Source organism: Microcoleus sp. Pol7_A1, assembly GCF_036701085.1.
Taxonomy (GTDB): domain Bacteria; phylum Cyanobacteriota; class Cyanobacteriia; order Cyanobacteriales; family Microcoleaceae; genus Microcoleus; species Microcoleus asticus.
The window spans coordinates 18484-42487 of record NZ_JAUBQD010000039.1 but is presented as its reverse complement, the minus strand read 5'-3'; the positions used below and the strand labels follow the sequence as shown (position 1 = coordinate 42487).

Genomic DNA, 24004 nt, shown 5'->3' with positions numbered 1-24004 from the left:
GATGCGAAATGCAATTCCAGGCAATTGTTTGAGCGATCTAGAACGTCCTGACCCTCTTGGCGGTTGCCAGGGAGGTGACAATGCTAATAAGTTTTTAGAGTTGGCTGTTAGTGGTAATGCCAATGTAATTGTTACGGGTGATTTGGATTTATTGGTATTAAATCCTTTTCAAGCAGTAGAAATTCTTCCTCCTATAGTTAAGATCGGTGACATAAAAGATGACTAATAAACGAGAGCTTTCAGAACAGGATATTTGTACACAGTATATTTTACCTGCTTTAGTTCTAGCGGGGTGGGATATTAGCAAGCAAGTCCGAGAACAGGTTTATTTTACTGATGGTCGAATTTATGTTAAAGGGAATCTAACCCAAAGGGGTAAGGCTAAAAAGGCTGATTACATTCTTTATTATAAACCGAATATACCGATTGCTGTTATTGAAGCTAAAAAAAATATTTATCCTCTTGGTGCTGGTATGCAGCAGGCTTTAAACTATGCAGATATTTTAGATTTACCTGTCGCTTTTAGTTCTAATGGGGATGGTTTTTTAGAGCATGATAAATCGGGATTTTCTACTTTGATTGAGCGAGAATTAAGCCTTGATAATTTTCCGAGTCCTGATGAGATTTGGCAAAAATACAAGAAATTTAAGCAGATTGAAACGTCTGAAGCGGAAGAAATAGCCAGCTTTGATTACTTTTTTGATTCTCAAGGTCGCCAGCCGCGCTATTATCAGCAGATCGCGATTAATCGGACTGTAGAAGCGATCGCAAAAGGTCAGAATCGTTTACTGTTGGTGATGGCAACGGGTTCGGGTAAGACTTACACGGCTTTCCAGATTATTTATCGGCTATGGAAAAATGGCCTCAAAAAACGAATTTTATTTTTAGCCGATCGCACATCTTTAATTAGTCAGACAAAACGGGGTGATTTTAAGCATTTTAAAAATAAAATGACAGTGATTAAAAAGAAAGTAATTGACACCGCGTTTGAAATCTATTTATCCTTGTATCAGGGTTTGGTTAATTATGATGATGAAGATGCTGATGCTTATCGAGAATTTAGCCCAGATTTTTTTGATTTAGTTATAGTTGATGAATGTCATCGAGGTAGCGCTGCTGATGATAGTAAATGGCGAGAGATTTTAGAGTATTTTAGTTCAGCAACTCAAATCGGATTAACGGCAACTCCAAAGGAAACTAAGGAAGTTTCTAATATTGAATATTTTGCCGATCCGATTTATACTTATTCTCTCAAACAAGGAATTGATGATGGTTTTCTCGCACCCTATAAGGTGATTCGAGTCGGTTTAAATGTTGATTTAGAAGGATATCGCCCCGAAGCGGGTAAGCTAGATAAATCAGGGGATTTAGTCGAGGATGGGATTTATAATCTTAAGGAGTTTGACCGGAATTTAGTCATTGATGAACGGACACAATCTGTTGCTAAAAGAGTGATGGATTTTTTGCGACAAACAGATGTTTACTCAAAGACTATTATTTTTTGTGTCGATGTAGAACACGCGGAGAGAATGCGACAAGGTATTAGTAATGAAGCCGGAGATTTAGTCAGGGAAAATTATAAATATGTAATGCGAATTACTGGAGAAGATAAGGAAGGCAAACTGGAATTAGATAACTTTATTAATCCAGAAGAACGTTATCCGGTGATTGCGACAACTTCTAAGTTAATGACGACGGGGGTTGATGCTCAAACCTGTAAATTGATTGTACTGGATTCTAATATTCGTTCTATGACCGAATTTAAACAAATTATTGGACGCGGAACCAGAATTAATGAACAATTTGATAAGCGATTTTTCACTATTATGGATTTTAGAAATGTGACGGATCTGTTTTCGGATCGAGCATTTGATGGCGATCCGGTGATGATTAAGGAAATACGGGATGATGAGGAATTTACACCAGAGAATATTCTAGGGGATCGCACCGAGGAAATTATCGATCAGGAGACGGGCGAAATAGTTAATTTCGATCAAAATAATGATCTTCCTGAAAATCTAAAACCGACAATTATTTCTGCTGGTGAAATTACTACAGAACAACAGGGGAAAGTTTATATTGCTGGGGTAGATGTGACCATTTTAAATGAGCGGATTCAATATCTCAATGATAATGGGGATTTGGTGACAACGAGTTTGAAAGACTATACTAAACAGAACTTGCTGCGAGAATTTAGCAGTTTAGATGAATTTTTAGCTTGTTGGAATGAAGCGGATAAAAAAAGTGCTTTGATTGCAGAACTGCGAGAACATGATATTATTGTTGAGGATTTACAGAGGGATATTAAAAAAGAGTTGGATTTATTCGATTTGATTTGTCATATTGCTTGGGATCGTCCCCCTTTAACTCGCAGGGAACGGGCAGAAAATGTCAAAAAACGAGATTATTTTACTAAGTATGAGTCACAGGCGCGAGCGGTGTTAGAGGCTCTTTTAGAAAAATATGCTACGGATGGGATCGAGAATATAGAGGAGCTTTCTGTGCTAAAATTAGAACCCCTCAAGCAATTTGGCTCTCCAGGGGAGATCGTTAAACGATTTGGGGGTAAACCTCAATATGTTTCAGCTTTGCGGGAATTGATGTCTGAATTGTATCAAGTAGCGGCGTAATGAAAAATTTGGGCGGTAATATTAAACGTCTGCGTAATTTTATGCGGAAAGATCCGGGGGTGTCTGGCGATGGACAACGGATCGAACAGTTAGGTTGGTTACTATTTCTCAAAATTCTTGATGCTAGTGATTCAGAGTTAGAATTGCTTAGGGATGATTTTGTTTCCCCTATTCCTGAAAGGTTGCGCTGGTGTAATTGGGCGGCGGATAAGGAAGGAATGACGGGGGATGAATTACGGAATTTTATCGATCAAAAATTGTTTCCGACTTTGAGATCCCTTGATATTAGCACCGGGAATAAACGGGCGATGATTGTCCGAGAGATTTTTGAAGGTACGAATAATTACATGAAAAATGGGACTATTATTCGTCAGGTGTTGAATAGTCTCAATGAAATTGATTTTGAAAGTTCGGAAGATCGTCATTTATTCGGTGATATTTACGAAACTATTTTGCGGGAACTTCAGACTGCGGGCGCTTATGGGGAGTTTTACACGCCTCGCGCTTTAACTGAATTTATGACAGAAATGGTTAATCCCCAGTTAGGAGAATTTGTACTCGATCCTGCTTGTGGTACGGGTGGTTTTTTAACCTGTGCGATTAATCATTTACGTCAGCAAGGTTTGGATGATGTACGAGATTTAGTAACATTAGAAAAAACGATTAAGGGGATGGAATTTAAGCCTTTACCCTTTATGTTAGCGGTGACAAATTTATTTCTCCATGAAATCGAAGTTCCGAATATTGAATATACTGATAGTTTAAATCGGGAATATACTTCTATTGGTGATAAAGATCGGGTTGATGTCATATTAGCAAATCCACCTTTTGGGGCTTCGGTGACTGATGGGGTACAGGATAATTTTCCGATGAGTTATCGTACTACAGAAAGCGCAGATTTGTTTTTATTATTGATGGTGCGGTATTTGCATAATGGCGGACGGGCTGCTATTGTTTTACCTGATGGATCGTTAACGGGGGATGGGGTAAAGGCGCGGATTCGTCAGCATTTATTAGAGTCTTGTAATCTGCATACTATTGTCCGTTTACCTAATTCGGTATTTCAACCTTATGCGTCTGTGGCGACAAATTTGTTATTTTTTACCAAAGGTAAACCGACTCAGGAAATCTGGTATTGGGAACATCAATTACCGTCAGGTGTGAAGGCGTATTCTAAGACGAAACCGATTAATAAAAATGAGTTTCAATCTTTAAAACAATGGTGGCATAAGCGAGAGGAAAACCCGCAAGCATGGCGGGTGAGTATTGAGGATTTAGAGAAAAATGGTTTTAATATAGATGTCAAAAATTCCCATATTTCGGAACTTGAAAGGGGTTATAGTTCGGTTGAGTTGTTGGAAATGTTGCATGATTCTTTTAGAAAGAGCGATCAATTATTAGAGATTTTAAAGAAGGAAGGAATTAATGGTTAAAACTCTCAATTTTCAATTTTGCAAACTGACGTTCATAAAAACTGATAATGAAGAATTAAATCAATTAGAAAACACTATTCTAATGAGGGCTATTTTCAATGAATATAATCAACCTCTACCTCTAAAAAAAGCGTTATCAAAAACACAATATGGTTTTTCTGCTTCAGCCCAAAATTCAGGAAATTGTAGATTATTAAGAATCACCGATATTAAAGAAGATGGTATTGACTGGGATACAGTTCCTTTTTGTGATTGTAATGAAATTGAAAAATATAGATTAAACGAGAAAGATATATTAATTACTCGAACAGGCGGGACTACTGGAAAAACAACGTTAATTCAAGAAATAAAAGAAACTAGCATTTTTGCAAGTTACTTGATCCGGCTTTCTATCTCTGAAGATTACAATCCAGAATATATTTATTTGTTTTTAAATTCCTATTTGTTTTGGAATCAAATTCTTGATTTAAAAAATGGAACTGCACAGCCTAATGTAAATGCAAATAAAATGACAACTATAATATTCCCATCATGTCCTAAAGAAATTCAGGATAAAATTGTAGAATATAAAAAAGATAAAGCTGTACAAATTTCTGTTTTAAAACAAGTTCAATCCGATTTCCAAAAAATAAATATTTCACATAAAAATTTAAAGTCAATTATTATAGAAAATGAAAAGCAATCAGATATAATTTCTCAACTAAAACAGGCGATTTTACAAGAGGCTATTTCTGGTCAACTAACAGCAGAATGGCGTAAACAAAACCCAATTCAAAAAGGTAATCCAGACACCGATGCAGCCGCACTCCTCGCCAAAATTAAAGCGGAAAAACAACAATTAATAGCTGATGGAAAACTCAAAAAAGAAAAACCTATCCCCGAAGTTTCACCCGATGAAATCCCGTTTTCTTTACCTGATAGTTGGGTTTGGTGTCGTTTGGGAGATATTTGTGAAACATTATCTACAGGCCCTTTTGGAATGATGTTGCATAAATCAGACTATGAAGATAACGGTATTCCTGTTGTAAATCCTACTAATATTGTTAAAGGGGTTATTTTTGCTGAATCAAAGATGCTGGTTTCAGAAAAAACCGTGCAAAGATTAAGCCAATATAAATTACATCAGGGTGATATTGTCATTGCTAGACGGGGAAACTTAGAAAAATGCGCTGTAGTGCAAAATGATCAGCATGGGTGGCTGTGTGGTACAGGTTCATTTTTTATGCGACTAATCATTATTTATAATGATTTCTTTGTAATGGCATATTGTTCTAAAAAATCACAAGCTTATTTGTTAAAAGATTCTATTGGTCAAACTATGAATAATCTCAATCAAAAACTTTTAATTAAAATGCTTATTCCCCTCCCCCCCCTTGCAGAACAAAAAGCAATAGTTGAAAAAGTAGATTATTTAATGAAAATAATAGACCAACTAGAAGCACAAATCAAACATCGAAAACAATTAGCAGAAGACCTAATGCAAACAGTGTTAAGAGAAGCATTTGAATAGTGCTCCAACTGTTACCGCAAAAATACATCTTCAATAATCGTATTCTCAAACAAAATTGACGCTATGATCTTGTGCTTGGATGCGATCGCGCTGGCAAAAGTAATCACTAACCATGCTACCAAAAGTTAATTTAACACGCGATCGCCCTAGAATCCTACACAAAATTAGCCGGATCTTGATCTCGCCGATGCTTCAGCAGAATCGGAGAACCTTGGCCATCACCCACTAAAGCCGCCGTTTCCTCCAACGCTTCCCTCAGCCGCTTGGCCGCGTAGATGGAGATATCACGGGGCACATTCACCCGATCGCGCAAATACCGCAAAGCCGCATCAGAACCACTCGGCGGCGTACAAACTTCGCCAGTCATCATCAAAGTTAAAGCACAACGCAAAGCCTCATCAAATAAGTTGTCATCAGCAGGATTGACTCGAACGATGTTGCGCTGGTGCTTAATGACGCGATGAAGTGCTTCAGCGCGGGAGGTTTCCGGTTCTGGATACATCACATCCGGGAGTCCAGCCCAAGGCCCATTATCCACGCGGGCTTTATTGAGTAGCATCTGAGGTTCGCCGTTTTCATAACAGCCGCCCATCTGAGGCGGTAAATCGTGGACGTGAGTGTGAAAATCGCTCTGAGTGCCGCGATAGGTAGGGCGGGTTTCCATCGCCGCAAACCAGTCAGCAAAGCGCGGGTTTTCTTCGCGCATCGAGTAGCCTTTGTAGTAGTAAAGACTGGCATTCATCCGTTCGACGTAGGGCGTAAAGATAACATCCGCAGTGCCAAATTCATCAAGGAAATAAGGCCCCGGAGTGCTAGCCAGAGCTTTTTCTACGTGGGTGACGACGCTGATAAATTGCTCGCGGTTGTGTTGTTCTGCTTTGGCTGAACTTGCTGGGTAGCACAGCCAGGTGCACCAGGCTCTAAATAGCAGTCGCTCTAACCGCCGCAGGGGTATTACTGCCGGGTTTTCCATGCCCAAACCCAAGGGGCCATAGACTCGTTCCAGCGCGATTAAAATATCATCGCTTTCGGTGATGATGCGGCCGTCTAGTTCGATCGCCGGTAGCATTCCCGATGGCACTTTCCGCTTGTACCAGCTTTCCTTTTCCCCATAGCAGAACATTGTAATTTTGTCAATACGGTAGGGGATTTGTTTTTCTTCCAGCCACAGCCAGATTTTTTGGCAATAAGGACACCAGGCGTGGTTGTCGCGGTACAGGGTGACTCGCACATCCGATTCAGTTTTACCAAAGAGGCGCAACCGGGATTGAGCGTTCGTTGGCCCGTTGACGCGATCGACTTCAAAGTCTGTGAGGGCTTCTAATTCTGTCCAGCTTAGGGGGGTCATGCGATTTTAGATTTTAGATTTTAGATTTTAGATTTTAGAGTGGAGAATTGAAGACAGCGATTTCTTCGCGGTAATAATAGAAGTTACGCACCAACTCTATTTGTAGGGTGCGCACTGCGCACCTTACCCCTACCCATAGCGCATTCAACTATTTTTTGGTCTTAGTCCTGAATAAGATAGTTTGCTCTGAGTTAAAAAAGGCTTTGAGGACTCAAGTCCTCACTACAAAAGTAACTAGAATTAAGGCGACATTTGCGGAGACGGTGGCGCGTCTTCAATTTTGGCGAGTGCTGCTTTAATTTGGGGGGTGGCCAGGAAGTTTTGGGTAGCTGCGATCAGGCGATCGCCCCAGAGGTTTTCTTTGAGGAAATCTACAGTGGCATAGCGTTTGTCCAATTTCAGGGCGGCTTCTCCCATTGCTAAACCTTTTTCTTGGTCGCCTTTGGTGTAGAGTGCCACTGCTAGAGCTAGCATTGATTCTGCTGCTTTGTCGTCGATCGCGATCGCCTGTTCCCAGCGTTTGATAGCGCCATCGGCATCTCCCATTTCGTATTTGACTAATCCGATATTATTAATAGCGGGCCACAGGTTTTTTTCTAAAGCAAAGGCTTTTTCGTATTGGGCGATCGCCCGATCGAACCGCTTTAGCTTATAAAAAGCATTGCCTAAATCAAATAATGCACCTGGAGTGTCTGGTTTTAATTTCAACCCTGCTTGCAAATATTCGGCTGCTTTCTCGTAGTTCGCTTTCCGAAAGTGAGCTTCACCCAATACAAATTTAATTGAAGCATTTTCTGGCGACAGAGATTGAGCTTGCCCCAAAGCTTCAATGCCTTTGTCAAACTGCTCGACTTGAAGATACAAGCTGCCTAACAAAGTCCAAGTTTGAGCATTCTTGGGGGCTAACTGTGTCGCGAGTTCGGCTCGGGGTACGGCAAGTTCGTACTGCTGGAGTCTGGCTAGCTGGACGGCTTCTTCTGCAAGGCTCAAGGCTGTCTGTTCGAGTTGGGCCGAGTCAATTTTCAGGGTGTAAGGCAGGAGTGCCTGTGCGACAGCAGGCTCGGGCATTGCTCCCAAACCGAGTGCGAGTAGCAGAGATAATAGTAGAGGAATCCGATTAGGCACGCGATCAGCCCCAGCAAAAAATATAAAGGTTTCTCGATCGCCTATAATAACCCATATTTTTGAGTTTTGATATTGCTTTCTGACTCGCAACGCTTCAAGGTTTTCAGTTAAATAGTTCCCAAATTCTGTTTGCACTCAGGAATAATAGTTTTTCTTTACTGGTTTAGAGAGGACTGAAGTCTTCTCTAAAAACCGGGTAAATTCTTCATTTTTAGCAACTTGAGTGAGTTAATAAAGTCTGTTGAATTTTGTCTAATAATTGTGCTGCAGACAAGGAAGAAGGCAAAATCTTGGCAGAGACTTCTTGCAGGAGAAAGTCGATCGCCTCGGATTCCGAATTTACAGCAGACCGATAATCCCAGACTAAAATCGGCAATTTTACTGGCATTTCCCGGAGGTTCGATAGCGCCTGCAGCATAGCGGTTGATTCTGAGGGGGCATCTCGCAAGCACAGCAAAACTAAGTCAACGCTTTGATATTGCAACTGCTGTAAAACTTCTGTCCAGCAGGGAGCGATCGACCCTCGAAATCCTGCTGTTTGGATGTACTGAATCAAAGCTTGAAGGTTGGGAGTAGAAAACTTGGAATTGGAATTAGGAATCTGGGCATTGGTCGATCGATCGCGATTTTCCAATTCTCCCGTCGGGTTCCCCCCAGAAGTTCGATGCAAATCCGGTAAAGTCGAAATGTCGGCAAATAAAATGCTGGGCTTCCAACTCATGCCAGCAGCTACTTGAATCACTTGCCACAAGGCAGACACCACCAACCCAGTGCCTGAGGTTTCACTGCCGTCGGGACTGCCATTGGCCAAACAGGGAAATACGGACAATCCTTTGACTTGATTTGCCAGTTGCGTAGTTGCGGGGTCTAAAGTCACCAAGGGGAGAGAACCCAAATTTCGAGACCTACTTAACTGTTCGATAAAAGCTAAGGGGTTTTGCAGTTGACTCGTACCGTCCAAGACGATCGCGTCGGGCCGCCAAATTCGGGCAACGACTTCTGCTTGGCCGAGGTCGTCTGCTTCTAAAACGCGGCAGTGGGTGGGGTTGAGGAGTAAAGCGGAGCCTTGAGAGGAACTGTTTTGCGGGCTGAGCCACAATACAGTTAAAGAACTCCTCACCTTGGCGGTACTGCCATTACTGTGGCCGATCGAGTCTGCCAGCAGCCGCCGCAAAGCGGGTTCTTCGATCGGCAAGCTCAAAAAGCCTTCGGCTCTGTTGACACTGGCCCGTTCTTTTTCGCCTCTGGTGGCCGTGACGATCGCCGGAATCGATCGGGTATCCGGGTCGCTCTTGAGCAGCGTCAGCACGTCCCAACCGGACAGCAGCGGCAGCAGCGGGTTGAGGAAAATCGCTTCGGGACTGAACCTGCGGGCTTTTTCCAAGGCTTCGGTGCCCGAACGGGCGACTATTACTTGGTAGCCCAAACCTGAGAGGACGTTGGTTAAATCTTCGATATATTTAGGAACTGCTTCGACTATTAATACTAAACGAGAGCGAGAATTGGCGATCGGAATCTGATATTGGGGTTTTAATAATTCTTCCTCGGCGGCTCCAGATGCCGGGACTTCTTCGCTCTTTCCCGGAGGATTTGGCGGCAGTAGCAGGGTAAATTGAGAGCCTTGGTTTTCTGAGGAAATAAACGAAACGTCTCCGCCGTGGAGCCGAGCTAGGCGTTGAGTCAGTACCAGTCCCAGTCCGGTTCCTTGAAAGCGTCTGGTGAGGGGGCTTTCTAGTTGTTGGAATTTCTGAAAGATCAGGTGCTGTTTGTCGGCGGGGATGCCGATGCCGGTGTCCCAAACTGTGAATGCGAGCCAGCCTTCCCAAACATTTACTTTCAATCCGATTTTGCCGCCGGCTTCGGTGAATTTTAGGGCGTTGGAAAGGAGGTTGACGAGCATTTGCCGCAGTCGCAGTTCGTCGGCAATTAAGTGGCTCAGTCCCGGTTCTATTTCGAGTGTAAATTCTATTTGGGCGGAGGGTTCGGCGTTTGCTGCGCCGTTTGTTTTGCTCGGCTCCGGAGGGGCTTTTTCTTCTTGCTGTTGCAGTTGTTTTGCTTGTTCAAAGGCTCTTTTGCAGGTAGCTGCTATTTCGATCGGTTCGGGAATTAGTTCGAGCTGCCCGGTTTCCATCCGGGTCAAGTCTAAAATGTCGTTAACTATTGTCATCAAATGCCGCCCGCTTTTATGGATTAGTTTGGCGTAGCGTGTTTGGCGGTCGTTGAGTTCTCCGATCAATTTATCTTTGAGGAGGCTCGACAAACCGAGGACGGCGGTGAGCGGGGTTTTTAGTTCGTGGCTGATGCAGGATAAAAATTCGTCTTTGAGTCGGTTGAGGTGGATTAAATCTGCGTTTTTCGCTGCTAGTTCTTTGGCGACTAAATGTTCTTCGGTGACATCTTGTCCCATTACTAAAATTAGCTTGTCTGAGAGCGGCTGTTTGACAAATTGCCAGATCCGTTCTTGACCTTTTTGTACGGGGCACTCGCAAATGTAGGTGTCTGGTTTGCCGGCAGTGGGGCACCAAGCTGGAGCGGTTAAGGTTGAGGGGGAGGCGGCGGCGTACAAGGGCAGCGGGCAACTGGTGGCTGGGGTTGAATCGCGATCGCCCGATCTACTTGCTCCTACTAGGCTCATGCACTCTTGGGTGATGGGATCTACCTGCAGGCTCTTGTATTCGGTTGTTAAATGACTGGGTTTGTGGGGCGAGTGTTTGCCCAAATTTGCTGCGGGTTCTGGAACTGGTTCCGGGCCTGCTCCCAGCAAAATCCGCCACGCTGCGTTTTGGCTGACTATTTGTGCGGTGGGGGTTTGCAATCTCAGGGGCAGGGGCAGTTTTTCCAACAGTTGGACGAGGGAGTTGAGGTTTTCCGAGGGTTTCAATCCTGCTTCTAGAAAGCGCATTTGAGCGTCTAGGGCAGTGGCGATGGCTTCGGAAATCGGCCTTAATTCGATTTCTTTGACTGCTGTTGGCGGCTCTGTGAGGCTGCCGATCGAGCTGCTGTTGAGTGCGGCGAATTGCAGCAGGCTCAGGCTGTCTAGCATTCCTAAAAATTTACCGCTGGCATCTGTGAGGGCGATCGGGCTGTTTGAGGAGCAGCAGGCGGTTTGGGGGCTTGGCCCGGCTGGGGTGTTCAGTTCTTCTGTTTGCAGGTACTGCCAGAATTCGCTGACGCTCAGAGCTGCAGGTAATGCCCTGACTGGTTCGATCGCGATCGGGCTTTCTGACAAAGGTTGCTGCCCGTCGTTTGTACGATCGGCCGCGCGGGCCCAAAGGCTGCGCAGGTAAACTAATCCCAGGGGCTGTAGCTGTTCGTTGACTACTGCGACTCGATCGCAGTTACTGGATCTGAAAATTGACTGCAGCGATTCTAGCGCCGCAGTTTGGAGGCACAGCGGCACTGGCTCGATAAAATTTTTGAGACTGGGGCTGGTGGTTGACATAACAAACCTGAGAGTCTGCTATACATAGCAGTAATATTTTTGAGACGTAATGTAGCTGAGGATTTCTGTACCTTATTTGTTTTATATCAGTTTGCTAGTATGCCGGGGATCTGCACCGAAACCTGGGAGTTCGATGCCTGCACCTGATTTGAGGCGGCTAGCAATTATTTTAAGGCTTAAGCTTAATTGCAGAAATCAAGCTCAGGGTGCTTGACACTAAAACAAAGGAGTACAGTCCGATTATTCCTGTGATGCAAGTACATCGCTTATTTTGCGGTTAAGATTGGTTAAAATAAATGTTGAGATGATTGTTAAAATGTTAAGTTTTTTGTAAAGGAGATATCAACTCTGAGCGATTCAGCACTTTCGGGCAACTTAGGTGGTGCGCCTACAGCTTTGCTTCCCCAACTGTCTATCGGTATTTTTGTCCGCTCTGAGGAAATCGCAGCCTCCGCGATCGAGCTTTTGAGGGGCGATCGCTATGCTTTAACGCACATTAAGTCGGTCGCGGAGTTTTTGGGGTTCCTTAAGCAAAATTACCACCTTGATTGTTTGATTTTTGAGGTGGATGGGGATCTGCGATCGCTTCTGGGCAAGCTGCAAGAACGATCGATCTTTTTGCCTGCGGTGATTTTTTCGCCCCAGCCCGGGGTGGAAGGAATGCCCGAAGCACCATCCTATTCAGATGGTTTTGAGACCGCAGCCAGTACCGCCAACAATAGCCAAGAGGAAAGCTGTGCTTTTTTTTATCACCCTGCTGAGGTGCAACTGGCAATCGCTCGATCGAGCGAAATAAGTTCAGGTATAGATCGGGCGATCGCACAATTCCTGAAACTTTCAACTCCGGTTCCTGTCAATTACCAATCCGCAACGGTCGATGCAACGGCCCAATTAACTGCTCAAAGTTTGCTAAGCCGACAGCAGCGGCGACTGGCGGAAAAATTACGGGAGCGATTAGGATACTTGGGCATCTATTATAAAAGAAATTCCCAGATATTTTTGCGAAATCTGTCTGAATCAGATAAGCAAAAGTTTTTGGAGCAACTCAAGTCAAGTTATCGCCACATACTTTTAAATTATTTTTCTCAAGATACTGCGGTCAACAATCAAATAGATGAATTTGTGAATTTGGCTTTTTTTGCTGACGTTCCCGTCACTCAAATTGTTGAAATTCACATGGAATTGATGGAAGAGTTTGCTAAACAGCTAAAATTAGAAGGGCGCAACGAGGAAATATTGCTCGATTACCGCTTGACTCTGATTGACGCGATCGCTCATATGTGCGAGATGTACAGGCGATCTATTCCGAAAGAGGCATCTCAAGGTAAGAGGTAGAAGGGATTGGGCAGAATTCAAGAAAAAAGAAGTTAGAAGAGAGAATTTAACAAAGAAGAAAGGAAAAGACAAACGGCCGCGCGATCGCGAGGCTGAAATTATTATAAAATAACAAAGAACAGCGGATTAAAGAGAAATAACAACTATAACTAACATCTGACAACTAATTCTCAACATTAAAAAAAGTTCATGAGTTCTCTGAAGAAAACCTACGTTCTGAAGCTGTACGTTGCGGGGAATACTCCCAACTCCGTGCGAGCTTTAAAAACCCTCAAGGACATTTTAGAACAAGAATTTCAAGGAGTCTATGCGCTGAAAGTCATAGACGTTCTCAAAAATCCTCAGCTAGCAGAAGAGGACAAAATATTGGCAACCCCAACGCTGTCAAAAATCCTGCCGCCGCCGGTGCGAAAAATTATTGGCGATTTGTCCGATCGCGAGAAAGTTCTGATAGGATTAGATTTGCTCTATGAAGAACTTCGCGAAGAAGACCTGAATTCATAAGATAATCAGGTGAGAGTCAGTCGATTTTAGATTTGAGGCTTCGGCGTGAGACGTTCGGCGAGCGCTCGGTCGAGCCGTCGAGTCGCGCTCGGTCGAACGATTTGAGATTTTAGATTTACTCCACAGATGAATCTGGGAGCTTGAACAAGAATCTAAAATTTTGATCTCTCCACGACAGGAGTACGTGGCACGGTATCTGTTTTTGGGCGGGGTCATTAGTCAGCAGTCAGCAGTCATTAGTTATTGAGCAAGAGCCAAAACTAAAAGCTGGGTACAAAGACTCATGATCGGCGGTTAATGAGTGACAACTAAAGAATACTGAGAGTTGACAAAAATCGACATGAATGAAAGTAGTCAAACGGTGCAACGACAAGGATTGGTAACTGCAGGAGTTGAAAAAATTCGCACGATGATTGAGGGTTTCGATGACATCAGTCACGGCGGAATGCCGGTCGGCAGAACCACCTTAGTCAGCGGCACGTCAGGAACGGGAAAAACTTTATTTGCCGTACAATTTCTCTATAACGGAATTACCCATTTTGACGAAGCTGGAGTGTTCGTAACTTTTGAAGAATCTCCGACAGATATTATTAAAAATGCTTGCAGTTTCGGTTGGGATCTCGCACAGTTAATCGAGGAAGGCAAGCTATTTATTTTGGACGCTTCCCCCGATCCTGAAGGTCAAGATATCGTAGGAAATTTTGATTTATCAGCCTTAATCGAGCGAATTCAGTACGCCATTCGCAAGTACAAAGCCAAGCGGGTTTCTATAGATTCGGTGACAGCCGTATTTCAGCAATACGACGCTGCATCTGTAGTGCGGCGAGAAATTTTTCGCTTAGTTGCGCGCCTCAAACAAGTAGGAGCAACTACAGTTATGACTACGGAACGGGTGGAAGAATACGGCCCGGTGGCTCGGTTTGGAGTGGAAGAGTTCGTGTCGGATAATGTGGTGATTGTTCGCAACGTATTGGAAGGAGAACGCCGCCGCCGCACAATGGAAATTTTGAAGTTGCGGGGTACAACTCACATGAAAGGCGAATATCCTTTTACTATGACTAATGACGGAATTAATATTTTCCCATTGGGGGCGATGCGATTAACTCAAAAGTCTTCAAACGTGCGGGTTTCTTCGGGCGATAAAACTCTCGACGAGATGTGCGGTGGCGGTTTCTTCAAAGACTCGATTATTTTGGCTACGGGTGCCACGGGAACCGGCAAAACGCTGTTGGTGAGCAAGTTCTTGCAGAATGCTTGTATGAACGGCAATCGGGCGCTGCTGTTTGCCTATGAAGAGTCGCGGGCTCAGTTGTTCCGCAATGCTTATTCTTGGGGCATTGATTTTGAGGAAATGGAACAGAAAGGACTGCTAAAGCTGCTGTGTACTTACCCGGAATCTGCCGGTTTGGAAGACCACTTGCAGACTATTAAATCAGAAATTGCTGAGTTCAAACCTTCTCGAATTGCTATAGACTCGCTGTCGGCTTTAGCTAGGGGTGTCAGCAATAATGCTTTCAGGCAATTTGTGATCGGAGTGACAGGTTTTGCGAAGCAGGAAGAAATAACTGGCTTTTTTACGAATACAAGCGACCAGTTTATGGGTTCTAATTCGATTACGGACTCCCATATTTCTACGATTACTGACACGATTATTATGTTGCAGTATGTAGAGATTCGAGGAGAAATGTCCCGGGCAATTAATGTCTTTAAGATGCGCGGTTCGTGGCACGACAAAGGGATTCGGGAATACACGATTACTGAAAGAGGGCCACAAATTAAAGATTCGTTCCGTGGTTACGAACGGATTATCAGCGGTTCTCCGACTCGGATTACCATTAATGAGAAGAATGAGCTATCGCGGATTCTCCAGGGTGTGCAAGGTCAAGAGGATGAGGATATTTGAGAGTTCGCAGTGATTCGTCGTTAAAAATGAGGTTGGGTTGAGCTAGGAAACCCAACTTTTTTAATTTGAGGAGTTTGTGAACATTTATAGCAACCGCGACAATGTTTTGGAGTTTCTTAATTGCTGAAATATGAGCTTTTATTGCCTTCTGCATAAGCCCATTTTGCTATAGCAATCCCACTAAATAGGTTGTGGTAAAAATCTATGAGTAAGCTGTTGTGCGTCTAAATTGTATATTTCAATGACATCTCAAAAATCAGAAGATCCGGTCTCCATCCGATTCTTGAACATAACAGAAAATCTTTCTGACTTAGCAGCTTGGTGCCGCGTAGTACCTATCCCTACTACCCCTAGATTAGGGGAGCCACGAGGGATTGCCTCTACAAAAACATTAGAACTAATTTTATTATCAAAAATCATTATTTACACATCACTACCAGTATTGGTATCTCCCTATATCCACAAGATGCAATGAATGTTGATACCTTGCTCAATAATGCAGATATTGCCCTAAATCGTATTAAAGCCTCGGGGCGCAATACCTATAGTTTTTAGACAGCAACAATACCTTCGCCCGAATCGAATACCCTAGCCCTTGGCGATCGAAAATCGCTTGAATTGTGCTTGGAAGGCGAATGCTTGCTGTATTATCAAATCAGCTCTATTTGCAAACAAGTAGCCTTGCTGGTGTTTAAGTTATCCTAGGATGGCATTCTCCTGAACTAGGTTGAATTCCTCCCGATCGATTTATTCCCATCGCCGAAGAAACAGGATTGATTTTGCCATTGGGCAAATAAATTTTAGAGCAAGCTTGTTGACAATATCAGCAGGGGCTAGGAGCCGGACTAATTTTTCAGAAAATCGCGGTAAATCCGTCGGCACGTCAACTCATCCAACTAACTTTAATCACTAAGAGCGATCGCATTCTTGAGCGCACCGATATTAATCCGAAATATCTAGAGCTAGAGATTACCGAAACGGCAATCATGCTTAATTTTGACATTACATACAATGTTTTAACCCTATTATCAGAGCGTGATATTCGGATTTATGTCGATGATTTGGGGACTGGCTATGCTGATTTTAACTACCAGAAAAATTTTCCGGTGAAATCGCTCAAGATCGCTCATTTGTGCGCGATTTAGCCAGCGCTCCGAGCGATCGCGGAATTGACAAAGCCCTACTTGCAATGGCACATGGCTTAAATCTGAGCACAATAGCCGAAGCAATTGAAACCCCAGCGCAATTGCAATAGTTACAAGTGCTCGGCTGTGAAATCGGTCAGGGTTATATGTTTAGCCCGCCTGTCCGTGCTGAGGTTGCCACTCAATTAATCTGACATCCTAAATTGTTGTCTATCCCTATTTGGGATCAGCAATCCTTATAAAAGCGCCCAAAAGTCTTATAATCAACTTAATGCTCGTGTCGATCAAATGACTCAAAATATTTTCTTACGGAATAATATAAAAGTGTTTGGACAAGGCACCCAGACCCTGATGTTTGCTCATGGATTTGGGTGCGATCAAAATATGTGGCGTTTCGTGACACAGGCCTTCGAGAAGGACTACAAAATTATCCTATTTGATTATGTAGGTTCTGGAAAGTCCGATATTAGTGCCTACAGTTCTGAACGTTACAGCGACCTCTATGGCTATGTTCAGGATGTCCTCGATATCTGTAGAGAATTAGCCTTGACTGATGTGATTTTTGTCGGCCATTCTGTCAGCAGTATGATCGGCATTCTGTCGTCAATTCAAGCTCCTAATTACTTTAATCGCCTGATTCTCCTAGGGCCTTCACCCTGCTACATTAATGATTTACCAAATTATTACGGAGGTTTTGAGCGCAAAGATATTGAGGATCTCCTCGATATCATGGAGAAAAATTACATTGGTTGGGCAAGCTTTATGGCGCCAATGGTGATGCAGAATCAGGATCGTCCTGAGTTAAGTGATGAGCTTGAGGCAAGTTTTTGCTCCACCGACCCGGTGGTTGCAAGTCGCTTTGCCGAGGTGACTTTTTACTCGGACAATCGCAGTGATTTACCCAAGGTGTCAGTACCTTCACTGATATTGCAATGTGCTGATGACGTCATCGCTCCCACCGAGGTAGGGGATTACCTCCACCGCCACCTGCCTAAAAGTACGCTAGGGCTGATGAAAGCTACGGGACATTGCCCGCACATGAGTCATCCACAAGAAACGATCGAGATGATTGAGGAGTATTTGAGTGTACCTCATACTACCTGATTTGTAGGGCAAACATGACCGACCACATAGACGAGCTACTCAACATTTCACCCTGTGGATTCCTCTCGTTTGCTGACGATGGTACGATCGTAATGGTCAACGCCACATTACTGCAATTACTCGGACACGAAACCGATGAACTGCGGGAACGGAAAATGGATTCCATTCTGCCGACCGCCAGCCGGATTTTCTTTCAAACCCATTTCTTCCCCCTGTTGAAGCTCCACGGTAAAGTAGAGGAAATTTACTTCTCATTAAGGTCAAAGCAGGGTAGTGATATACCCATGCTGATCAATGCTGTGCGTCGGAAGAACGGAGAAAACTTCGTCAACGATTGCATCTTGATCTGTATCCGCCAGCGTATCATGTACGAAGGTGAAATTATTAAAGCAAAAAAAGCTGCCGAGGCAGCTATTCTCGCCCAGAAGCAAGCGGAAATCGCTCTGCGGAAACAGTACGACAAGGCTATATTACTTCAAGAAATTACTCAACACATCCGTCAATCTCTTGATTTGTGTACTATTTTTGAGATTGCTTCGCAGGAGATTCGCCTGTTTCTTGATGCCGAGCGCGTCGGCATATTTAAGTTCTATCCTGACAGTAAATTTGGATATGGTGAGTTTGTTTCAGAATCCGTAGGCGAAGGATGTAAATTGGTAAGCAGAAATCAATTTAACGACCATTCTTGTGGTGAACCATACCCTAATTTATATCAAGAATTCAGAATGCAGGTAGTAGAAGATATCAATAATATTGACCTTCAACACTGTTACCGAGATATTTGGAAACATTTTCCGGTTCGGGCTAATTTAGTTGCGCCGTTGCTCAATGGAAAAGATTTGTGGGGGTTGTTATGTATTCATCAATGTTCTGCTCCTCGGCAATGGGAAGAATTTGAAGTTGACCTTGTTAAACAGATTGCTAATCAGTTAGCAATCGCCATTAAACAAGCAGATGTTTTTGAGAAGTTGCAGGAGGAATTGGCAGAAAGGCAGCAGGCACAAGCGCGCATGAGAGAAATTAATCAACAACTTGCACTCTCTAACGAAGAACTAGCCCGCGCTACTCACCTCTTACAACAAGTCGTAAATATTGATGGGTTGACTCAAATTGCTAATCGCCGCTGTTTTAATGACCGCTTAGAGCGTGAATGGGAGCGGCTCTACCGCGAACAAAAACCTATTTCTCTTTTGTTATTTGATGTGGATTATTTCAAACGTTATAATGATTGCTACGGTCATCAAATGGGGGATGATTGTCTGTTCAAACTTGCTCAGACTGTGCAAGAGGTGGTGTACCGTCCGGCGGATTTGGTGGCGCGTTACGGCGGGGAAGAATTTGGCATCATTTTGCCTAATACAGATCTTAAAGGAGCGAGTTCGGTGGCGCAACGGATTCACGCTGCTATTCAAGCTTTAAATATTCCTCACAAAACCTCTGATGTGAGCGACCTAGTTACTATTAGTATGGGTATCGCCAACTTGATTCCGATTTCGGAACTATCATCGGCTGACTTGATTGCGATCGCAGATCGTGCACTCTATCGTGCAAAGGAACAGGGGCGCAATCAGTCCCGGATCAGCAACTATAGCGGCGATTCGATTTTTGACACGGAGAGTTAAATCACAATAATTGAGACAGAGGACAAAAATTTGTCCTCTGTCTCTCCAAGTCAGTCAGTCTATAAATTTAAATGAGCACGGAGGGATTTGAACCCCCGACCCTCAGGACCGGAACCTGATGCTCTATCCACTGAGCTACGTGCCCTCGACTTTTCTGAGTATAACACGTGTTGCGGAAAATGGCGACTGCCGATCGCAAATTTCCTGCCCTGCCTGCAAACCGCTTGACCAATGCGGGTTCGACTCGCCTGTGCGATCGGGTATCAGGCACTTCTCAAAGCCAGAGACTGCAAATTTTATCTAAAAGGTCACAATAATACGACAATGGGTAAAATAATAGACTTTAATCGAGCAAACATTAGGTTCACATTCGATCGGGGTCGAGCATCTACCACAGCTAAAATAGCCCGCATCAATTCCTCCTAGCTAATCGGCAGTAAATAAATGGTGCTGCTGTTAAGACCGGTTGTGCAAATACGGTTCTAGACTAAGTTCACCAAACCTCTCAATTTTATGGTTTCTAAAATTTTAGACAAATTACCGCTGCGAACTGTTCTCATAGTTCCATTTATACTGCAAATCGTGGGAGCCGTGGGACTCGTAGGATATCTGTCTTTTAGAAACGGACAAAAAGCAGTTAATAACCTTGCCAGTCAGTTAATGAACGAGGTGAGTTTGCGTGTAGAGCAAAACCTGCAAGTTTACCTGAAAACTCCCCATCAAATCAATCAAACTAAGCTGGATGCTGTCAAGCTCGGGTTGTTAAAGATGGAAAACTTATCAGCTTGGGAGAAATATCTTTTGCGGCAAGTACAATTATATCCCTATATCAATTATACCTCCGTTGGCAACGAGAACGGAGATTATAGATCCGGTGAACAACTGTCTAACGGTTCCCGAACGATTAATGTGATAGAGAAATCTACGGGGTTAAATTTTTATTCTTATAATACAAATAAAAACGGCGATCGCACTACAGTTGTTACCGTTGTGAAAAACTTTGATAACCGACAGCATCCTGCGTACAAAAGTGCAGTAAAATCAGGTCAACCAACTTGGAGTTCGGTTTTTGTTTCTTTACTAGAACCGACATTAATTATCAACGCTCTCCAACCAGTATACAGCGAAAAATATCAGCTAGAAGGAGTATTATGTGCTGCCTTGCGTCTCGACCATCTTGGGAGATTTCTCAACAGTCTCAAAGTTGGCAAATCCGGTCAAACATTTATTATCGATCGCCAGGGTATTTTGTTAGCAACTTCCACCACCGAAAAACCATTTCGCACCAAAGATAATCAAAAACAATTGTTTAAAGTGGCAGAAAGCAGCAACCCTTTTACTCAAGCGACAGCTAAATATTTAACTGCACAGTTTCAAAAATTAGACAAGATTAAAAAATCAGAGTTATTGGAATTTGAAATAGATGGCAAGCGACAACTTTTAAAAGTCCTGCCGTTCCAAGACGGGAAAGGTTTAGACTGGCTGATTGTAGTAGTTGTTCCCGAAGCAGATTTCACTAAAGAAATCAATGCCAATACCCGCACAGCGGTTTTGCTTTGTTTTGCAGCTTTAGGAGTAGCTGTGGCGATCGGCATTCTGACTTCTCGGTGGGTGACAAATCCTATATTGAGCTTAAATACAGCCGCCAAAAATATTGCTAAAGGTGAATGGGACCAAACAGTAGAAAGCGAACGCTCCGACGAATTGGGGGAATTAGCCAAGTCATTTAGCAGCATGGCTCAACAACTTCAACAATCTTTTGAAACTTTAGAAAACCGAGTGCATGAGCGAACGGCGGAATTGGCTGTAGCTAAAGACAAAGCGGAAGTAGCAAATCAAGCTAAAAGCACCTTCCTTGCTAACATGAGCCACGAATTGCGATCGCCTCTCAATGCAATTCTCGGCTTTTCCCAACTGATGACTCGCAGCCAAACTCTATCTCCAGAACATCAAGAAAATATTAGCATAATTAGCAGCAGCGGAGAACACCTACTCACCCTGATTAATAACGTACTAGATTTATCTAAAATTGAATCGGGGCGCACTACCCTCAATCATAAAAAAATCGACCTCTATCGCCTTCTCAACGACTTGGAAGATATGTTTCAACTCAAAGCAGATGACAAGCATTTGCAGTTAGTTTTTGAGCGCAGTCCCGAGGTGCCGCAATACGTAGAAACTGACGATTTAAAGTTGCGGCAAATCTTAATTAATCTGCTCAATAACTCTCTTAAATTTACCGAGGAGGGCGGTGTATCGGTCAGAGTTAGCAAGCAGTCATCAGGTAGAAATCAGAATAGAGAAGAGAAAAATCTTTATCTCTCAGTATCCTTAAAAAATAATAGAGAAGTTTCCGCTAGTAATAATCTGGAATTTTCCCAATTAAATCAATCTAAAAACACAATTCTTGCAACCCAACATGACGAAGCAGAAGCTGCCTCTTCCTTCTTCCTCCATTTTGAAGTCGAAGATACTGGCCCCGGTATTGCCACCAATGAATTAGACAATCTTTTTGAAGCTTTCGTCCAAACCAAGACAGGCAAAGATTCGCAAGAAGGTACAGGCTTGGGATTGCCAATTAGCCGCAAATTTGTGGAATTAATGGGCGGCGAAATGAGTGTCTGTTCTGCTGTTGGCAAAGGAACTAATTTTAAGTTTGACATTCAAGTTATTGCGGTCGATGCGGCTGATATTGAAAGCCGAAAACCGACCCGCAATGTTATTGCCTTGGAACCAAACCAACACAGCTATAGAATTTTGATAGTAGACGATAAACCGCTCAACCGCCAACTGTTAATTAAAATCCTTCATCCTCTGGGTTTTGAACTGAAAGAAGCTACTAACGGTCAAGAAGCTATTGAGATTTGGGACAGTTGGGAACCGCATTTAATTTGGATGGACATGAGAATGCCCGTGATGGACGGCTACGAAGCGACGCAATACATTAAAACCACTATTAAAGGTCAAGCTACGGCGATAATTGCACTGACTGCCAGCGTTTTGGAGGAAGAACGGGCAGTTATTTTATCGGCGGGCTGCGATGCTTTTATGCGGAAACCTTTCCGGGAAGCGGATATTTTTGATGCTATGCACAAACATATCGGAGTGCGCTATCTTTATGAAGATCCGGGTCAAGGTAATTTATTGGGCATCAAAGAGGGCGATCGCGCAATGACTGCGACTGATTTCGTGAAATTGCCTGACTCGCTGGTAGCTGATTTAAAGCTGGCGATACTGAATGCTGATATGGATTTAATTGATAGCTCTATCGAGCAAATTCGATTAAAGGATGCTGTAACGGCTGGTGCGATCGCGAATTGTATAGAAAATTTCGAGTACGACAAAGTTTTAAAGTTAATCTCTCAAAGAATATCAAATGAATAACGACCTTCTCAGCACCGATCGCGGTAATATTTTAGTAGTTGACGACACCCCAGCTAATTTGCGCCTCCTAGCCGGAATTTTGAATGGCAAGGGCTATAAAGTCCGCCCCGTACCTAGCGGCGAGTTAGCGCTTTCGGCGGCAAAAGGTATGCCTCCCGATTTGATTTTGCTGGATATTATGATGCCCGAAATGAATGGGTACGAAGTTTGCGAAAAAATCAAAGCTGATGAACGCACTCGCGACATTCCGGTGATTTTTATTAGCGCGATTAATGACGTACTAGATAAAGTCAAAGCTTTTGCTGTGGGCGGGATAGATTATATTACCAAGCCCTTTCACGTGGAAGAGGTTCTAGTTAGGGTAGAAACCCATTTAGCAATTTGCCAGTTGCAAAAAAAGCTCCAACAGAAAAACGATGAACTGACTGTTACTTTAGAGCAACTGCAAGCTACTCAAAGTCAATTAGTGCAATCGGAAAAAATGGCTGCCTTAGGGCAATTAATTGCGGGCATTGCTCACGAAATTAATACACCACTGGGGGCGATTCGATCCTCTATTGGAAATATTACCAGCTTTTTGGATAACAATCTCGAAAGTTTGCCAGTTTTTTTCAAAGAACTGTCAACCGAACGCCAGCAGGATTTCGTGAGTTTGATGTACAGTTCCAGCCAACAAACTTACTCTTTATCTACGCGAGAAAAACGGGGCTTGAAAAAAGAAGTGAAGCAGCAATTAGAGTCGGAAGGGATTGACAATGCTGACAGCATTGCTAGCATTTTAGTCAATATCGGATTGCAGGGAAATCTGCAACAATTCTTGCCGTTGCTCAAAGACCCTGACAGCGAAAATATCATAAAAACAGCCTATGACTTTGCTAGCATTCACAGAAGCGCCCGAACCATCGCTACCGCTACTGAACGCGCTGCAAAAGTCGTCTTTGCCCTAAAAAATTATTCGCGTTACGATGTAAATGGGGAAAAAATACAGGTGAATATTACCGAGGGAATTGAAACTGTATTAACTCTTTATCAGAACCAGATAAAGCAGGGTGTAGAAGTCGTCAGAAAGTATCAAGCTAAATTGCCTCCGGTACTGTGTTATCCCGACGAACTCAATCAAGTTTGGACAAATTTAATTCACAATGCCTTACAAGCGATGGACAATCAAGGAACTTTAACACTTGACGTGGTAGAGCAAGATACCAATATCCTGGTAAAAATTACTGACAGCGGTAAGGGGATTCAACCGGAGATTTTTATGAAAATTTTTGAGCCGTTTTTTACTACCAAACCTGCGGGAGAAGGCAGCGGGTTGGGATTGGATATTGTCAAAAAAATAATTGAAAAACATCAGGGTAGAGTTGATGTGGAGTCCGTGCCCGGTAAAACAGCATTTACAGTCTCTTTGCCGATTAATTTAACGGAGTAGGTAAAGCGCCGCAGACTGAAGTCTGGGGCTAAAAATTTGCAGTCTTACGGCGCGGGATGTAGAATTTGGAAAACGGTGTGCTTACCCATC

The 24004-nt window shown here is 43.3% G+C and carries 16 protein-coding genes, 1 tRNA gene and 1 pseudogene; 14 read left to right on the top strand and 4 right to left on the bottom strand.

Annotation, left to right across the window (positions count from 1 at the left end; all coding sequences use genetic code 11):
• Positions 1–28: 28 nt before the first annotated feature.
• From QUA20_RS20645 to QUA20_RS20630, 4 genes are read left to right on the top strand one after another with little or no spacing between them, the layout of a single operon-like run.
• Complete coding sequence (locus QUA20_RS20645) at positions 29–226, top strand: hypothetical protein (RefSeq protein ID WP_333190908.1); 198 nt, start codon at positions 29–31, stop codon at positions 224–226.
• Positions 219–2630: an EcoAI/FtnUII family type I restriction enzme subunit R gene (gene hsdR, locus QUA20_RS20640; protein WP_333190907.1), complete on the top strand. Its 2412-nt coding sequence runs from the start codon at positions 219–221 to the stop codon at positions 2628–2630. The genes QUA20_RS20645 and hsdR overlap by 8 nt, the downstream gene beginning before the upstream one ends.
• Positions 2630–4063, top strand: a complete 1434-nt coding sequence (locus QUA20_RS20635; RefSeq protein ID WP_333190906.1) for a class I SAM-dependent DNA methyltransferase — start codon at positions 2630–2632, stop codon at positions 4061–4063. The genes hsdR and QUA20_RS20635 overlap by 1 nt, the downstream gene beginning before the upstream one ends.
• On the top strand, positions 4056–5573 hold the full coding sequence (locus tag QUA20_RS20630; RefSeq protein ID WP_333190905.1) for a restriction endonuclease subunit S: 1518 nt from the start codon (positions 4056–4058) through the stop codon (positions 5571–5573). The genes QUA20_RS20635 and QUA20_RS20630 overlap by 8 nt, the downstream gene beginning before the upstream one ends.
• 154 nt (positions 5574–5727) lie before the next feature.
• Here the strand turns inward: QUA20_RS20630 and QUA20_RS20625 are convergent, their stop codons facing one another.
• The 3 genes from QUA20_RS20625 to QUA20_RS20615 form a co-directional block, all read right to left on the bottom strand.
• A complete protein-coding gene (locus QUA20_RS20625; protein WP_333190904.1) occupies positions 5728–6921 on the bottom strand; it encodes a glutathione S-transferase family protein in 1194 nt (397 codons plus the stop codon).
• Positions 6922–7161: 240 nt separating this feature from the next.
• The gene (locus tag QUA20_RS20620) at positions 7162–8046 is read right to left on the bottom strand and encodes a tetratricopeptide repeat protein (RefSeq protein WP_445304691.1); all 885 of its coding nucleotides are present in this window, start codon (positions 8044–8046) and stop codon (positions 7162–7164) included.
• A gap of 211 nt (positions 8047–8257) precedes the next feature.
• On the bottom strand, positions 8258–11488 hold the full coding sequence (locus QUA20_RS20615; protein ID WP_333190903.1) for an ATP-binding protein: 3231 nt from the start codon (positions 11486–11488) through the stop codon (positions 8258–8260).
• A gap of 396 nt (positions 11489–11884) precedes the next feature.
• On the opposite strand from QUA20_RS20615, the gene QUA20_RS20610 reads away from it, so the two are divergent.
• The 7 genes and pseudogenes from QUA20_RS20610 (at position 11885) to QUA20_RS20585 (ending at position 19101) form a co-directional block, all read left to right on the top strand.
• Positions 11885–12823 carry a circadian clock protein KaiA gene (locus tag QUA20_RS20610; RefSeq protein ID WP_333190902.1) on the top strand — a complete coding sequence of 313 codons (939 nt, stop codon included), beginning with the start codon at positions 11885–11887 and terminating at the stop codon, positions 12821–12823.
• A gap of 189 nt (positions 12824–13012) precedes the next feature.
• A complete protein-coding gene (gene kaiB / locus QUA20_RS20605) occupies positions 13013–13327 on the top strand; it encodes a circadian clock protein KaiB (protein ID WP_172190796.1) in 315 nt (104 codons plus the stop codon).
• A 340-nt stretch (positions 13328–13667) separates the two neighbouring features.
• The gene (gene kaiC / locus QUA20_RS20600) at positions 13668–15230 is read left to right on the top strand and encodes a circadian clock protein KaiC (protein ID WP_333190901.1); all 1563 of its coding nucleotides are present in this window, start codon (positions 13668–13670) and stop codon (positions 15228–15230) included.
• 354 nt (positions 15231–15584) lie between these two features.
• Positions 15585–15785, top strand: coding sequence for a diguanylate cyclase domain-containing protein (locus QUA20_RS32065; RefSeq protein ID WP_445304692.1), 201 nt, complete (start codon positions 15585–15587; stop codon positions 15783–15785).
• 293 nt (positions 15786–16078) lie between these two features.
• A pseudogene (locus QUA20_RS20595) lies at positions 16079–16485 on the top strand (EAL domain-containing protein).
• 178 nt (positions 16486–16663) lie between these two features.
• Positions 16664–17479 carry an alpha/beta hydrolase gene (locus tag QUA20_RS20590; RefSeq protein WP_333190900.1) on the top strand — a complete coding sequence of 272 codons (816 nt, stop codon included), beginning with the start codon at positions 16664–16666 and terminating at the stop codon, positions 17477–17479.
• Positions 17480–17493: 14 nt separating this feature from the next.
• Positions 17494–19101, top strand: coding sequence for a diguanylate cyclase domain-containing protein (locus QUA20_RS20585; RefSeq protein WP_333190899.1), 1608 nt, complete (start codon positions 17494–17496; stop codon positions 19099–19101).
• Between the two features lie 72 nt (positions 19102–19173).
• Here QUA20_RS20585 and QUA20_RS20580 read toward each other — a convergent pair.
• Positions 19174–19246, bottom strand: a tRNA-Arg gene (locus tag QUA20_RS20580).
• 22 nt (positions 19247–19268) lie between these two features.
• Here QUA20_RS20580 and QUA20_RS20575 point away from each other — a divergent pair.
• The 3 genes from QUA20_RS20575 to QUA20_RS20565 all read left to right on the top strand — a co-directional run bounded on the left by QUA20_RS20575 (position 19269) and on the right by QUA20_RS20565 (position 23914).
• Positions 19269–19418, top strand: a complete 150-nt coding sequence (locus QUA20_RS20575; RefSeq protein WP_333190898.1) for a hypothetical protein — start codon at positions 19269–19271, stop codon at positions 19416–19418.
• A gap of 196 nt (positions 19419–19614) precedes the next feature.
• Complete coding sequence (locus QUA20_RS20570; RefSeq protein WP_333190897.1) at positions 19615–22485, top strand: ATP-binding protein; 2871 nt, start codon at positions 19615–19617, stop codon at positions 22483–22485.
• Positions 22478–23914: a response regulator gene (locus QUA20_RS20565; RefSeq protein WP_333190896.1), complete on the top strand. Its 1437-nt coding sequence runs from the start codon at positions 22478–22480 to the stop codon at positions 23912–23914. Before QUA20_RS20570 ends, QUA20_RS20565 begins: the two co-directional genes overlap by 8 nt.
• The last annotated feature ends 90 nt before the right edge of the window (positions 23915–24004 follow it).

What these genes read in the sequence shown, in the direction of transcription:
- hsdR (WP_333190907.1), top strand. Translation starts at nt 219, where the DNA reads ATGACTAATAAACGAGAGCTTTCAGAACAGGATATTTGTACACAGTAT.
- QUA20_RS20625 (WP_333190904.1), bottom strand. Translation starts at nt 6,921, where the DNA reads ATGACCCCCCTAAGCTGGACAGAATTAGAAGCCCTCACAGACTTTGAA.
- QUA20_RS20565 (WP_333190896.1), top strand. Translation starts at nt 22,478, where the DNA reads ATGAATAACGACCTTCTCAGCACCGATCGCGGTAATATTTTAGTAGTT.
- QUA20_RS20570 (WP_333190897.1), top strand. Translation starts at nt 19,615, where the DNA reads ATGGTTTCTAAAATTTTAGACAAATTACCGCTGCGAACTGTTCTCATA.
- QUA20_RS20630 (WP_333190905.1), top strand. Translation starts at nt 4,056, where the DNA reads ATGGTTAAAACTCTCAATTTTCAATTTTGCAAACTGACGTTCATAAAA.
- kaiC (WP_333190901.1), top strand. Translation starts at nt 13,668, where the DNA reads ATGAATGAAAGTAGTCAAACGGTGCAACGACAAGGATTGGTAACTGCA.
- QUA20_RS20585 (WP_333190899.1), top strand. Translation starts at nt 17,494, where the DNA reads ATGACCGACCACATAGACGAGCTACTCAACATTTCACCCTGTGGATTC.
- QUA20_RS20635 (WP_333190906.1), top strand. Translation starts at nt 2,630, where the DNA reads ATGAAAAATTTGGGCGGTAATATTAAACGTCTGCGTAATTTTATGCGG.
- QUA20_RS20590 (WP_333190900.1), top strand. Translation starts at nt 16,664, where the DNA reads ATGACTCAAAATATTTTCTTACGGAATAATATAAAAGTGTTTGGACAA.
- kaiB (WP_172190796.1), top strand. Translation starts at nt 13,013, where the DNA reads ATGAGTTCTCTGAAGAAAACCTACGTTCTGAAGCTGTACGTTGCGGGG.
- QUA20_RS20615 (WP_333190903.1), bottom strand. Translation starts at nt 11,488, where the DNA reads ATGTCAACCACCAGCCCCAGTCTCAAAAATTTTATCGAGCCAGTGCCG.